This window comes from Aeromonas sp. 2HA2 (assembly GCF_029237345.1).
GTDB classification, from domain to species: domain Bacteria; phylum Pseudomonadota; class Gammaproteobacteria; order Enterobacterales; family Aeromonadaceae; genus Aeromonas; species Aeromonas salmonicida.
On the sequence record NZ_JAACGB010000008.1, the window covers coordinates 125,820 to 140,477 of the forward strand.

Sequence of the window (14,658 nt, forward strand, 5' to 3'; positions counted from 1 at the left end):
TCAAGAGCGCTCCTGCTCAAAGTTTCTGCGGTTGATAACACTCATTCATGTGCAAATATGTGCAAGAGGTTTCAACCAATGGCAAGCATCCAAGTTCTCACTCGAAAAACCGGCAAGTCCTATCGCGTTCAGTTCATGCGTAACGGCAACCGCGTGTCCAAAGTTTTTACCCGCAAAAAAGACGCAGAGCAGTTCCTGGCTCAGATCACTGTATCTGACGAGCTGGCAGATGCCTTAACCAACGTCACCCTCACCAGTACCACCATTCAACAAGCTATCCATGAGTACCTTGAACAGCACAAGGGACGGGACAAGTCTGTACCACAGCGTCTGGGCTGGTGGGCTGAACATATCGGCGACAAGACGTTGAACAAAGTAAATCGCCAGCGGATCAAGAACGCCATCTCGATTCTGGAGGCAGAAGGGAAAGCTCCTGCGACCCTGAATCGTTATAAAGCGGCGTTGTCAGCAGTCTTTGCCTACATGTGCGATCGCTATGACCTCAAAGTGAACCCTTGCCTGGAAGTGAAACAGAAGCGGGAAGACAATGCTCGCACACGCTTTTTGTCGACAGATGAACTTGCTCGATTGATGAAGGCCACCAAGTCGAGCAAGTGGGAGCGACTTCATATGCTGGTTCATATGGCGTTGACCACAGGAGCACGGAGGGGCGAGCTGATAGGCCTCAAATGGTCAGATATCAACTTCAACACGCGAACAGCTCATTTGGCGGTGACCAAGAATGGTAGTCAGAGGGTTTTGTCTCTGACGGCTGATCTGCTTACTGAGCTCTCAAAGTTTCGCGAGATTGGTGCCAGCTTTGTTTTCCCTCACCCCTCTGGCCTAAATCGACCATTTACCGAGTTTGACTACCACTGGCAGGTAGCGAAGAAAGCTGCGTTGCTCTCTGATTTCCATTTTCATGACCTTCGGCATACCTGTGCAAGCTTGTTGGCGATGAATGGTGCCAGCATTCTGGAGATCGCAGAGGTGTTAGGCCATAAGTCGATCACCATGACTCAAAGATATTCCCATCTGTGCAATGCCCACACGGCCAAGCTCACAGAGCGGGTATTCGGGAATCTGATGGGTGGCTAATCAAGTCGGCCTTGCAGCCTAGATATATTGAATATGTTAGCCTGAGCCCCCCGTATCTATGGATGCGGGGGGCTTTTGTTTTTTTGGGGATGTAGTAGATGAGTGAGCAATATATAAGCAGTGATTTTCTGGAGGGTTTGGTTGTATGGCAAAAATCACCAGATGATGAACCCATCATCGTTGATGGAGAGGAAGGAATCCCGTACTTCTCCCCAAATGGCCGCCCGAGGCTGGCCATTACAAAAGATGGCCAATTAATAGACTCCGTATCAATTGACATCACAGCCAAAAAAGTAACATCTGATGATGAGGTCGAACGCCAAAATGGTCAATTTCATGTCGGGAGCTGGGGAAATAACACACCTCGCTTGATGATTGAGCGTGAAGTTCTCAAAGAGGCCATCAGTTATAGCGCAAAATTGCGGAAAATTGGGTGGACCGATGAGCGGATGGATTTTGAACTGAATTCACATGCGCTCTGCTGGGCTGACTCACATATCACAGTACCCTCAGTTGCTACTATCCGAGCTAGAAATAGGCTCTCTCCTCATCGATATAAGATTCCAAGACTGGCTTTAGCTGCCTACGTTGAATATCACAAGATTGGTTTCCAAAAGGGATTCATGGCTCACCTGAAAGGGAAAAGTGAAGAGGAAATATCTTGTGCTCTTATGAGGATAGCCTTAGATATCGCGTTGCTAAACCCTTGCCTGGGGGAAGTATGGGGGAGAGTGTATACCCGACAAGGAATGCGAAAGAAAGCTCCACCGCCGTCAACGTTGGAGATTACTTTGGAGTCTCTTTTGGATCGGCTCGTGTACTTAGAAGCTCAGGCAGTGAACCACGATAATTCTGAGGAATGGTTTGGTGATGAGATCGCTTCGTTAGAAAGGTCGATTAACCTCATCCAACAAGACATTGAGTTCGAAAAGCAGATGAAACTGCGTCAAGTCGATGCGGTACAGGCCGCAAAAGCACTTCTGACTGCAGCAGGAATCCCATGTAAGACAAATATAGAAGATGAACCATGGGCTCTGTTTGTCGCTAAAGCATGGAGCGTTATCCCTTCATATATCGTTAGTGCAGCCAAGATATTGAAAAAGTCAAGAACAGAAGTGCGCTGACTTCTGTTCTAAAAGAATGCCTACCACATCGCGTTAAATACTCCCTGACCAAACCGCAGAACACCAAGAGCAACAGGAAAGGGAGTATAAGCAGTATGCAAGACCTCAACCTCATCGCAATCAGTCAAGATCTAAACAACTGGCTGCCTGTGACCGAAATCCCCAAGCGCTACCCCCAATTTAACTATCCCACACTGAAGGCCATGTTTTGGAAGCGAGCAGAGAAGCCCGGCTTAGAACGTTGCTGCCGAATTGTCGGCAAGCGGATGTTTGTGAATACCAAACTCTTCAGCTTGTGGATGGCTGGTGGACTGCCTGAACAACACCCGACGGATGATTAAACCGCAGGGAATCCATCTGTTACCGGATATAGGCAAACATGGTGTGCAAACCCATGGGGAAAACATGAAAAAAAGCCCTTACCTGCGACAGTAAGGGCATTTCGGATTACTCGCTGGCTCTGACAGTTTGCAGACCAAGGAGCCAGTGAGTGTGAGGTAATTTTAGCATGAAAGTTCACTTATTAATCCATAAAGGCCATCAAGGCTTGCTGGCCGAGATCCATGCTTCGTCTTCTGATTCGGAGGGCAAGCGATGATCTATTTTGCATGGGCCGCTGATAGCCAGGCTGAGACCTTCTATGGACCACCCAATCCCAGAACCGGTAAACGCTCCCGTGTCGGAGTATTGAGTGCCTTCACCAGCCGAAAAGCGAGAGCCGCCTTTATAGCGCAATGCAAAGGAGCCGCTGCGGTTGTAACTCGTCCTTATGCTCGCCAAATGAAGGCAGGCTTAAATGAACGGGCATTCGATGGGTTGGTAACCGCTCTGGTTAGGGGAGAGTGATGAACGCACAGCCCCACCAAATAGCGCGAATTCCCCATATGGCTGCGAACGTTCAGGCTGCCAGCTCACCAGCACATGGTTTGGTGAAATTTAGAGATCTCCCAGATCAAAAGACGATTGTGATTTATACGGGCTCTCATGCGCCGTCTCATGGGGGGCAGAGGGAGGTTTTACAGCGAGCCCTCAATCATGCGATTACCGCTGATAATCCCGTAGATCCTGATGAACAACCGGTGGTGAGTCTTTATGTATCACCCACCCAGCTTGATGAGGGTAGGAAGCTATATCGGATGGTTGACCGAGATGCGACGGAAAAGGTGATTGTGCATATCTGCGGTCAGCTTCATGTAAACAAACAGCACCGGCTAATAGATGAGCTATTGAAACAAGCTCCTAGTGCAGAGCTCTATCTTGGTCATCCTGATCGGAATGCTGAACCATGGGCGCTTGTGAATATCCACCAGCAATTCGAGTACCAGAAGAGATTGCAAACCAATCTTTCTCTTTCGATTGGCTTCAGCGGCTATGACCACCAACAAAGCTACCTAATCAAAGGGTTGTTGCCCGCGTCTAGCATGTGCAGCATCTATGGTCCCAGCGGTAGCTTTAAGAGCTTTACAGCTGTTTCAATTGCTTGCCATATAAGCACCGGTCTGGCTTGGGATGGTAGGCCAGTCCAACAAGGTGCAGTGCTTTACATTGTGGGTGAAGGTGGGGTCGGTGTACCGCGTCGTATTAAGGCGTGGGCTGATGAGTATCACGAGCAGCAAGACGTTCCCAATTTATATCGTGTTAACCAGCCAGTGTTTATGGCAGATGATGCTCAAGTCAATGAGTTGCGGTTAGCTGCCATCCAGATCAAAGCGGATACAGGGTTACCTGTCAGGCTTATTGTGGTCGATACAGTGGCTCGCTGCTTTGGCGGTGGCGATGAAAATCGTGCTGCTGATATGGGGGCGTTTATCGCCGGTTGTGATCGTATTAAGGCGGAAACTGGGGCCACTATTTTGCTGATACACCACACCGGCAAGAACGAAGAAAATGGGGCCAGGGGGAGTAGCGCATTCAGAGCGGCATTAGATGCCGAGTATCTGCTGAAACGTGAAAACAAGGAGGACGCATCCATCATTCTGACATGTACCAAGATGAAGGATGATGAAGAACCCGCTCTACGGGCTCATGATCTTAAACAACGGGTTATTGGCTCAGATGCAGACGGTGATGATGTCACCAGTATGGTGCTGGTGGATACAAGCCGAGAGCCCATAGAATCTGATGAACTGGGTAACGTATCCAACGTGACTGCGAACCACAAAGCAATGTTTGGAGCTATACGTCAGCTTTGTAATGCCAATGGTGGTAAGACAACTTGGCAGCAGGTGATCGACCACATGAAGGCAGCAAAGATGGATGACAAAAAGAACCGTACTCGCCATCGAAACAAGTTGATTTCAGAACGCCTAATTGAACGGGATGGCGACCTTATCTGGCTAGTAAAATCAGGTGACTAACCAGTAAAAAGTGAAGGCTGGGTGAGGAGCGTGAGGCGGGGGCTATTTATCCTCACTTTTTTTCTATAGACAGAAAAAGTGACGATATACGTCCATGTTCGCCAGCATGTCCGCGTCAATACAGGCTTTGCTGCATCCTCATTGGGTAACGCTAACGCCCACTGGTGAGGTGTGCCAGTAAGTGAGGATTGATTGAGGGGGATGAGGTGAAACCAAAGCAAAATGGTACCGAATGCCGCAGCCGACCATGAGGCATTTCAGCATTGTGATTAGGCGAGTCATCTGAGTGACGAGGAAGAATGTTCTTGCCCTGCACGCCACAACTTGGAGGAAAGGCGAGTGTTCGCGGAGATTAACAAGATGTTCGCCAAAGAGATGGCGGAAGAGGAAAAGCAGCGGCTAAAGGAGCAAAAACGAGCAGAGCGCCAACGCAAGCAGCTAGAACGATTGTGCAAGCCAGCACCGGGAGTCGAAGACATCTTTCGGTATCGTAATGCCTGGGCTCGGAATGTCGGGCAGTCTAACCGTCGATTGATGGAGCGGGCAGAGCGAGACCATGCCATAGCCAAGCTGGGGCCGATTAATCACTTGGCTGCTCTTGTCGTTGCAATGGAGTGGCACCCGCACCATGCCTACATTCTGGTCGTCGCAACAGATCCCGGCGTGACCGGTGAGGAGCTGACTGACTTCTACAACCTGAGCCATTCAAATCACAGGATGGTGTTCCGTCGCTTGAACACAGTGTTGAAGCCGTTGGGTTGGCGTTTCGCCTCATACCCTAGGGGCTCACCAAATGAGCCATGGGGTTGGGAGTTGGAAATCATCCCGGAGTGATCATCCCTAAAATGATCACTTTTTGTGTTACAGGCGATCATTATTGCCCTGCGTGGCCATGTGGTTGTGATAAGCCAATGATAATGCGGGCTACAGCCCAGCTTACGTCCCCAAATACGGTAAAGCGATCACTTTTGGCTGAGTGGTTCTGATGCAAAAGCAGGATCGCTTACTCGCGTCACAAACCGTGGTAACACACAGTAAAATAAAGGTTTTTATTAAAAGTGATCGTTTTGCATAACGATCCTTTTTCTCTGCTCTCGGCGATCGCTTTTCTGGCTAGCCAGGATCGTTTTTTGTAGTCACCAGTCCCCTAATTCACCGCAAGCCCAGTCCTGGCAAGGGATTACTGGTAGGGGCGATCGCACACGCCTCTTCGACTGTCCCCCAAAATGCAAAATCCTTTGTCCCGTTACGAGTGATCATTTGCAGAGCGCCCTTGAACCTTGCTGTATCGAAAGGGGACGATGGATGACGGTGAGAAGCAAGAGAGGTATTGGTTCACCAAACAGCCTAGCTCACGAAAACACCATGTCCCCTGTGGTAAACTGCCCGCATTTCCGTTTGGTCCTGAATATGCCTCGGCAGTTCCCCGTATTTTGAGAATCCCAATGACCACCAATATCTCTTCTCTGGCTAGCCTGATCTGGTCGGTTGCCGACCTTCTACGCGGTGATTTCAAACAGTCCCAGTATGGTCGTATCATCTTGCCCTTTACCGTACTGCGTCGTCTTGAGTGTGTGCTGGCTCCAAACAAGGCTAAAGTGTTGGCTACAGTTGAGAGCAATAAGGCATTGCCTGACACAGTAGCCGAATTGGCTAAAGATAAGCTGTTACTAAGTGCAGCAGGCCACGCCTTCTACAACAGTTCTCCGCTGGAGCTGGCCAAGCTGGGTGAAACCCATGTGGGTGATAACCTGGATGCCTACGTGCGGGCTTTCTCCAAGGATGCTCGTGAGATCTTCGAGCACTTCAACTTCGATGCCAGCATCAACCTGCTGGAAGATGCTGACCTGCTCTACAAGGTAGTTCGCTCCTTTGCCAACGTGGATCTCTCCCCGGAAGTGGTAGACAACTACCACATGGGTCTGGTGTTTGAAGAGCTGATCCGCCGCTTTGCGGAAAGCTCCAACGAAACCGCCGGTGAACACTTTACCCCTCGCGATATCGTGCGGCTCACCACCTCCCTGGTGTTTGCCGGTGATGACGAGGCGCTCGGCAAGCCGGGCATTGTGCGTTCCATCTATGATCCCACAGCGGGGACCGGTGGCTTTCTCTCTTGCGGCATGGAGTATCTGCACGAGCTGAACCCCACCGCACGGTTGGCCACCTTCGGCCAGGAGCTTAACCCCGAGTCCTACGCCATCTGTAAAGCCGACATGCTGATCAAGGGGCAGGAAATCAGCAACATCAAGCTGGGCAATACCCTCTCCGATGATCAGTTGCCCTACAAGAGTTTCGATTATTGTCTTTCCAACCCGCCATTCGGGGTGGACTGGAAGAAGGTCGAAAAACAGGTGCGGGATGAAGCGACCAAGCAAGGCTTTAATGGCCGTTTTGGCCCTGGCTTGCCACGGGTATCTGACGGCTCCTTGCTGTTTCTGATGCACCTCATCGCCAAAATGCAGCAACCCACGGCCGAGTGTGTGGGCTCCAAGATCGGGATTATCCTCAACGGCTCACCGCTCTTTACCGGTGGGGCAGGCAGTGGCGAGAGCGAGATCCGCCGTTATATCCTTGAGCACGATCTGCTGGATGCCTTGGTGGCCCTGCCCACCGATATGTTCTACAACACCGGCATCGCCACCTATATCTGGGTGCTCTCCAACCACAAACCGGCCGAGCGTAAGGGCAAGGTGCTGCTGATCAACGCCAGCGATATGCACAGCCCGATGCGTAAATCGTTGGGCTCCAAGCGCAAGCAGCTGAGCGATGAAGCGTTAAGCGAGATCGTCAGCCTCTATAGCCGCTACGAAGAGAGCCCGATCGCCAAGATCTTCCCCACCACTGCTTTTGGCTATCGCCGTTTGACCATCGAGCGGCCGCTAAAATTGGCGTTCTATCCGCAGGATGCCGAACGACTCGCCAGCCTCACTGCCGACAAGGGGTGGGTCAAGCTCGATGCCGAGTTACAGCAGGCCATCCTCAAGGCCCTGCCGACCATGCCCGAGCGGCTGCTCTGCCGTGAGCAGTTCAAAAAGCAGCTCACTAAGGCGTTAGGCACCTTAAAGCTATCCGCCCCGGCCTTTAAGCTGCTGGTGAGCACCTTTGGCGAGCAGTGCGATGAGGCCGAACTGTGCAAGACCAAGGGGGAGGTCGAGGCAAGCTCCGATCTGCGGGACTACGAGAACGTACCGCTCGGGGAGGATATCCATGAGTATCTGAAGCGGGAGGTACTACCCCATGTGCCGGATGCCTGGATCGACACCAGCAAGACCGATCTGCTGGATGGCCAGATTGGCATGGTCGGTTATGAGATCCCCTTTAACCGCCACTTCTACAAGTACCAGCCGCCCCGCGAGCTGGCGGCCATCGACGCAGATCTGGATGCGGTAGCTAAGGAGATTATGCAACTGTTGGCGGAGGTGCACTCCTGATGGCTCTCCTGAAGGTCTTTTTTACCGATAACCGCGTTGTGGCTGTGTTCGCTCAGTCACATAGGCAAACTATGCTCCTTCGCTGTGCCCAGGCACGCCTTGTTCTAGGCAAAAAATCCTCATCAGGAGCCGTGCTATGAGTGAGCAAGCGGCATCGAACAGCAAAAATGTGGCGTACCCTGAGTACAAAGATTCTGGAGTGGAGTGGCTTGGAGAGATCCCAAATAGTTGGGATGTTATCAAGATAAAGCACCTAAGTTCGGTTAAACGGGGTGCCTCTCCAAGACCGATAGACGATCCAAAATATTTTGATGAGGATGGCGATTACGCTTGGGTCAGAATTGCTGATGTTACAGCCTCAAGTACATATTTAGAAAAAACGCCGCAGACAATGTCTGAGCTTGGTAGTTCGCTGAGCGTTAGGCTTGAACCCGATCAACTGTTTCTAAGCATTGCTGGTACGGTGGGTAAACCCTGCATCAATAAGATCAAAGCATGCATACACGATGGATTTGTTTATTTCCCAGAGCTAAAAATTCCTAATAAGTACCTTTATTATGTATTTGCTGGAGAACTGGCGTACAAAGGCCTAGGCAAAATGGGAACCCAGCTGAATCTCAACACAGATACAGTTGGAGATATCAAAGTAGCTTTGCCAAATCAGCTAGAGCAGATTGAACAAATCGCCGCTTTCCTCGACTACGAAACCGCCAGAATTGATCGGCTGATTGCCCAGCAGCAGCGGCTGATCGAACTGCTCAAAGAGAAGCGGCAGGCGGTGATCTCCCACGCCGTCACCAAGGGCCTCAAGCCCGATGCCCCCATGAAAGACTCCGGCATCGAGTGGCTTGGTCAAGTGCCAGAGCATTGGGTGGTAACTGCATTAAAGAGGTACTGGGGAGTCGTGGATTGTAAACACATTACTGCTGAATTCATTGATGATGGAATACCACTGGCAAGTATTCGAGAGGTTCAAAGTTGGGCGGTTGATCTTAGTAACGCAAAACAAACATCGGAGGAATACTATAATGCGCTGATTGATGGAGGTAGAATTCCTGAGAATGGCGATATTATCTATAGCCGTAATGCTACTGTAGGTGAAGCTGCTAGAGTGACTGCCGAACATCCTCGGTTTGCTATGGGCCAAGATGTTTGCTTGTTGAAAAGGATTAGGGAATTTATTGATACTGATTTTTTCATGTATCAACTGAAGTCAAGAATTATTTTCTATCAGCTTGATACGTTAATGGTTGGTTCTACATTCAAAAGAATTAATGTTGATGATATCCGGAATTTTGTTGTCGTAGTGCCGCCAGAAGATGAAGCCGTTGCAATTCGTTCGTATTTGAATGATTTTGACCGAAAATATAAAAACATAGAGCAGAGCGCATCTAGACAAGTCTCATTGCTTCAAGAACGTCGCACAGCTCTTATCTCAGCAGCCGTCACTGGCAAGATCGATCTGCGTGGTTGGACCCCGCCAGCAGAAGAGGCTGCCTCATGAGTTCACTGCAGCAAGACGAAGCAGCTGATACCACAGAGCTAGCCAGTAATGACGAGCGGTACCGCTGGCTGACCGAGCTGATTTTCGATAGCAAGGAGCTCGATAAACTGGGGGGCATGGTCTCCGAGTTCAATCTCTTTGAAGCGATGGGGATGGTGCGTCAGGAGATCCGTCACTCCCATTTTCTCGGCACTCTCTTTAATCCTCGTGAGCCCCATGGCTTGGGCTCTCGCTTCTTTGAGTCGCTGATTTCAAGGTTGCTCTATGACTTGCCGGATCGTCGTAGTGGCGAGGTATCTCTGCTCGACATCGATCTCTGTGATTACGAAGGCCTGCAGGTGTTTCGTGAGCAAGATCGTATTGATCTGCTGCTGGTGAGCGAACAAAACCGTCAGGTCTTTGTTATCGAGAACAAGATTGATGCTGGTGAACACGGCAATCAGCTGGAACGGTATGAGCAGACCGTAAATCGCCGCTACCCCGAGTATCGAAAAGTCTTTGTCTTCTTGACCCTGGATGGCAACGATGCCAGTCGCGATGGCTGGTTAAACCTGAGCTATGCCCAGGTGATTGAATGCCTGAGCGAACTGGTCACAGATTATGGCCACCAGATCCCGCCATCAGCCCGTATCGGCATTGAGCACTACATCACCCTATTCAAGCGATATTTTATGGAAGATACCGAGATTGCGGAGCTCTGCCGCCGCATTTACAAGAAGCACCAGAAAGCTCTGGATCTGATTTTTGAGCACAGACCTGCTGATGGCGATGGCCGAACCGAGCGCCGGAACTGGGCAAAGGAGATGATAGCGACCGCCGCACAGCATCATGATTGGGAGCTCGATAGTGAGACAAGAACCATGGTTCGCTACGCCCATTTGCCGTGGGGTGAGGGGAAGGGGATGCGTTCTTCAAACTGGACTAAAAGTGGTCGCGTTGTGCTGTTTGAAATTCAGAGCAATACCGACAAGCTGGAGCTGAAACTGCTGATTGGCCCAAGCAGTGATACTGCGTTGCGTGACCATCTGTTTGGCTGTGTTGAACAGAGTAAGGTCGCCGCTTTGTCGACGAGAAAACTACGGCAAAGCCCGCAATGGAGCCAAGTCTACTCACTGCGTCTGCTCGATAAAAAACACACTGTCGATGAGCCTGACGAAGAGGCGTGCAAAAAACAGATCGACAAGAAGCTACAGCACTTCTGGTTGCAAGACTGGCCCCTTCTGAAAGATACCATGAACAAGGCGATTGAGACCTTGTAGCGAGGATGGCGATAACAATGGATAACAAAGCACGGGAAAAGGCATTTCAAGACCATATCATCACGCAGCTGGCCGCTTCGGGTTGGCTGGCGGGCGAGTCGTCTCACTACGATAAAGAGCGAGCACTCTACCCGGAAGATTTGGTCGCCTTTGTGCAAGAGAGCCAGCCTGAGGGGTGGCAGAAATACTGCAAGACCTATGGCGAGCAGCCGGAACGCCACCTGCTGGACGGTGCGGTACGCCAGCTTAAACGCAGTGAGGGGGGAACCCTGTGGTTGCTGCGTAATCAGATTGAAGATCGCGGCCATCGACTCAAGGTCGCCAGCTTCAAGCCTGATCATGACTTGAATCCCGAGCTGCTGGCTCGCTATCACGCCAACCGGCTGCGGGTTGTGCCCGAGTTGGTTTATAGCCCCCATGGCTATGATGGCCGTATCGATCTTACCCTCTTTTTGAACGGCATCCCGGTAGCGACACTGGAGCTCAAATCTTGCTTCAAGCAGTCGCTGGAGAATGCCAAGAAGCAGTATCGCGAAGATCGCTTGCCCAAGACCAATGGCCGTGATGAGCCACTGCTGAGTTTTCGCCGTGGGGCACTGGTGCACTTTGCAGTAAATCAGTTCGAGGTGGCGATGACCACCAAGCTGGCGGGCGACTCGACTTTCTTCCTGCCATTCAATCAGGGCACCCGTGAGGGTGGGGCGGGCAATGATCAGCCCTTGCCAGTGAATGGTGAGGAGGGCATTGCCACCGGCTATCTGTGGCAAGAGATCCTGCAGCCGGATAACTTCCTGCGGATACTGAGCCGCTATCTGCACCTTGAGGTCAAGGTGGAAGAGGATGAGCTAGGGCGGCAGAGCAAGAAAGAGACGATGATCTTCCCTCGCTATCACCAGTGGAAAGTGGTTCAGAATTTGTTGGCCACGGTGGGACTGGAGGGGGCTGGTCAGAAGTACCTGATCCAGCATTCTGCGGGGTCTGGCAAATCAAACTCCATTGCCTGGCTGACCCATCAGCTGGCCTCACTCTACCTGGATAAAGGGGAGAAGCTGTTCAATTCGGTGATAGTGATTACCGATAGAACGGTGCTCGACAGCCAGTTGCAAGAGACTATCGCCCAGTTTGACCATGCTGATGGGGTGGTGAGCCGCATCAACCGGGAAGAGGGAGATGGCTCCAAGTCGGCACAATTGACCGAAGCACTGGCCAGTGGCACTCCCATCATCATCGTCACCATTCAAACGTTCCCTCACGTACTCAAGGCTATTCAGGAGTCGACCACGCTGAAAGGCTCTCGCTTTGCGGTAGTTGCCGATGAGGCGCATTCAAGCCAGACCGGCAGCACGGCTCGCCAATTGCGTGAAGTCTTGATGGCCGAGCAGCTGGATGGGGAAGAGGAGCTCAGTGGCGAAGATGTGATGAACATGACGCTGGCCGCTCGTGGCGGCAGCCAGAACATCAGCTATTTCGCCTTTACGGCAACCCCGAAGGGTAAAACGCTGGAGCTGTTTGGCCGCCCAGCGAACCCGGCTATGCCGCTTGGCCCGGATAACAAGCCCAAGCCATTTCATGTTTACTCCATGCGTCAGGCGATCGAGGAGGGTTTTATCCTCGACGTGCTGAAGAACTACACCAATTATAAGCTTGCCTACAAACTCGCCATGAAGGCAGAAGAGGCCATCTCTAGTAGCGAAGAGCAGGAAGTTGACGCCAAGAAGGCTCGCATCCGGCTATCCAAGTGGGTGCGGCTACACCCGCACAATATCGGCCAGAAAGTGGCGATCATCGTTGAGCATTTCCGCTCCAACGTGGTCAATCTCCTGGGTGGACAGGCCAAGGCGATGGTCGTGACCTCGAGTCGGTTGGAGGCGGTGCGCTACAAGCTGGCGTTTGACAAGTATGTAAGGGAGCAAGGCTATGGTGCTATTCGTGCCATGGTGGCGTTCTCTGGCGACATCGAAGAGGAAGGGCAGAGTTATAACGAGCGGAACATGAACCCCGAGCTCAATGGGCGGGACATGCGTAAGGCGTTCGATACCCAGGACTATCAGGTGATGCTGGTGGCCAACAAGTTTCAGACCGGTTTCGATCAGCCCAAGCTGTGTGCCATGTATGTGGACAAGAAGCTGACAGGGGTGGATTGCATCCAGACCCTGTCTCGCCTCAACCGCACCTATCCCGGTAAAGAGAGCACCTTTGTGCTCGATTTCGTCAATGACCCGCTGGATGTGCTGGAGGAGTTCCAGAAATATTTTGAGACAGCCACCCTCGATACCGTCTCCGATCCCAATCTGGTTTATGACCTGTTCCACAAGCTGAAAGCGACGGGCATCTTTACCTGGAGCGAGGTGGAGGCGTTTAGTGATGCCTATTTCGATCCCAAGCGCGGGGCGCAAGCCTTGCCCGGTTATATCAAACCGGCTGTCGAGCGGTTCACCAAGCGTTACAAGCTGGCCAGTGAGGCTGTGCGGGAGTGCCGCCAGATGCTCAAACGCATCGAACGGGAAGGGGGATCTGCGACTGACAAGGTAAATGCCGAACGGCGGGTCAAAGAAGCGACCGAAGCCCGGGGTGAGCTGGATCTCTTCAAGAAAGATCTCAACAGCTATGTGCGGTTCTATGAGTTTGTCTCCCAGATCACCGCCTTTGATGACGAATCATTGGAGCGGCTCTGCGTGTTCGCCCGCCACCTGCTGCCGATGCTGCGTCAGGAGGTACTGGAGGAGGACGAGATTGACCTCTCCCAAGTATTGCTGAGCCATTACAACCTCAAGGCCAAGCGAACTCAGGATCTCAAGCTCAAAGAGGATGCTGCCGGTTATGGCTTGCAGGGCATTTCGGCGCTCGGCAGTGCCAAAGCAAAAGAGGAGAAGAAAGACTTCCTCTCTCACATCCTGGAGCAGTTGAACGATCTGTTCGGCACAGAGGTGACCGATGGGGACAAGCTGGATTGGCTACAGGGGATGGCCAGCAAGATTGCGGAAAACCAGCCCTTGATGGATCAGGTTCGAAATAACCCCCGAGACGCCATCATGCTGGGTGACTATCCCAAGGCAGTCGATGCTGCCGTGATCGAGCGGATGGATATCCAGAACGGCATGTCGCTGGACTACCTCTCTCGGCCCGAAGCGGCCAATGTCATCCAGGGTTTGATCCTGGACCTGCTGTTCAAGGGATTTGGTAAGCCATTGCAAGGGAAGCTATGAGTAGCGTGAACTGGAAAGACCTGTTGGCCCACCTCAAGGTGGTGGTGCCAGCAGGCAGCGTGACCAGCTATAAGGTGCTCTCGCGGCATTTTTATGGCCATGACCATGGTACTCAAGCTATTGCCTCCATGCTGAAGGCTGCCGTGGCAGCAGATGTTCGTCATGCGATTTGGACCAACCGAGTAGTAGGGGCTGATGGGAGCGTCGTTGATGTAAACGGACAGGCGGAGCAGCTGCAGGAAGAAGGTTGGCTATTGCCACTCAAAGAGGTGAGAGAGTGATGGGACAAGATGGCTTTCGCGTACCAAACCGAATCCATGATATTGGCTCGTTAGTGGTTCAGACCAAGCAATGGAGCTCAAAACCCTCGGTTGCAGATCTCTGGATGGCCTATCTTCTTTCGCGCATTCCTGCAGAACGAACGAATGATGAAATTCATGCTCTCCAGTCATGGTTTTATCAAGAGGTAGAGGAGCAGGGCTATGAGCTCCTACTAATTTAGTAAGAAATGGGTTCAGCCTCCGAGGAGATTAAACCCATTTTTATGTTTCATGAAACCCGAGGTTGGGCCTAACTAAGAGTCCGGATCTAGTTGACTACTCCATAAGTTAGTCTAATTGACATTCAACGTAATTGCACGCAATTACATGAAATAAAAGGATTAAATCTTCATTTCACT

General features: G+C 51.5%; 10 protein-coding genes. All 10 read left to right on the plus strand.

Annotated elements, in window-relative coordinates; all coding sequences use genetic code 11:
- The first annotated feature begins 78 nt into the window (after positions 1-78).
- The 10 genes from GWQ29_RS12510 to GWQ29_RS12555 all read left to right on the plus strand — a co-directional run bounded on the left by GWQ29_RS12510 (position 79) and on the right by GWQ29_RS12555 (position 14,260).
- Positions 79-1,098 carry a site-specific integrase gene (locus GWQ29_RS12510; protein WP_275919548.1) on the plus strand — a complete coding sequence of 340 codons (1,020 nt, stop codon included), beginning with the start codon at positions 79-81 and terminating at the stop codon, positions 1,096-1,098.
- 98 nt (positions 1,099-1,196) lie between these two features.
- Positions 1,197-2,222: a hypothetical protein gene (locus tag GWQ29_RS12515; RefSeq protein WP_275919549.1), complete on the plus strand. Its 1,026-nt coding sequence runs from the start codon at positions 1,197-1,199 to the stop codon at positions 2,220-2,222.
- A 95-nt stretch (positions 2,223-2,317) separates the two neighbouring features.
- Positions 2,318-2,563: a hypothetical protein gene (locus GWQ29_RS12520; RefSeq protein ID WP_275919550.1), complete on the plus strand. Its 246-nt coding sequence runs from the start codon at positions 2,318-2,320 to the stop codon at positions 2,561-2,563.
- Between the two features lie 504 nt (positions 2,564-3,067).
- On the plus strand, positions 3,068-4,579 hold the full coding sequence (locus tag GWQ29_RS12525) for a helicase RepA family protein (RefSeq protein WP_275919551.1): 1,512 nt from the start codon (positions 3,068-3,070) through the stop codon (positions 4,577-4,579).
- Positions 4,580-4,918: 339 nt separating this feature from the next.
- A complete protein-coding gene (locus GWQ29_RS12530; protein WP_275919552.1) occupies positions 4,919-5,413 on the plus strand; it encodes a hypothetical protein in 495 nt (164 codons plus the stop codon).
- 611 nt (positions 5,414-6,024) lie between these two features.
- Positions 6,025-8,010, plus strand: coding sequence for a class I SAM-dependent DNA methyltransferase (locus GWQ29_RS12535; RefSeq protein ID WP_275919553.1), 1,986 nt, complete (start codon positions 6,025-6,027; stop codon positions 8,008-8,010).
- 136 nt (positions 8,011-8,146) lie between these two features.
- Positions 8,147-9,514: a restriction endonuclease subunit S gene (locus GWQ29_RS12540; protein WP_275919554.1), complete on the plus strand. Its 1,368-nt coding sequence runs from the start codon at positions 8,147-8,149 to the stop codon at positions 9,512-9,514.
- Complete coding sequence (locus GWQ29_RS12545) at positions 9,511-10,773, plus strand: PD-(D/E)XK nuclease family protein (protein ID WP_275919555.1); 1,263 nt, start codon at positions 9,511-9,513, stop codon at positions 10,771-10,773. Before GWQ29_RS12540 ends, GWQ29_RS12545 begins: the two co-directional genes overlap by 4 nt.
- Before the next feature lie 17 nt (positions 10,774-10,790).
- Complete coding sequence (locus GWQ29_RS12550) at positions 10,791-13,979, plus strand: DEAD/DEAH box helicase family protein (protein ID WP_275919556.1); 3,189 nt, start codon at positions 10,791-10,793, stop codon at positions 13,977-13,979.
- A gap of 5 nt (positions 13,980-13,984) precedes the next feature.
- Complete coding sequence (locus GWQ29_RS12555) at positions 13,985-14,260, plus strand: MGMT family protein (protein ID WP_275919557.1); 276 nt, start codon at positions 13,985-13,987, stop codon at positions 14,258-14,260.
- Positions 14,261-14,658: the final 398 nt, after the last annotated feature.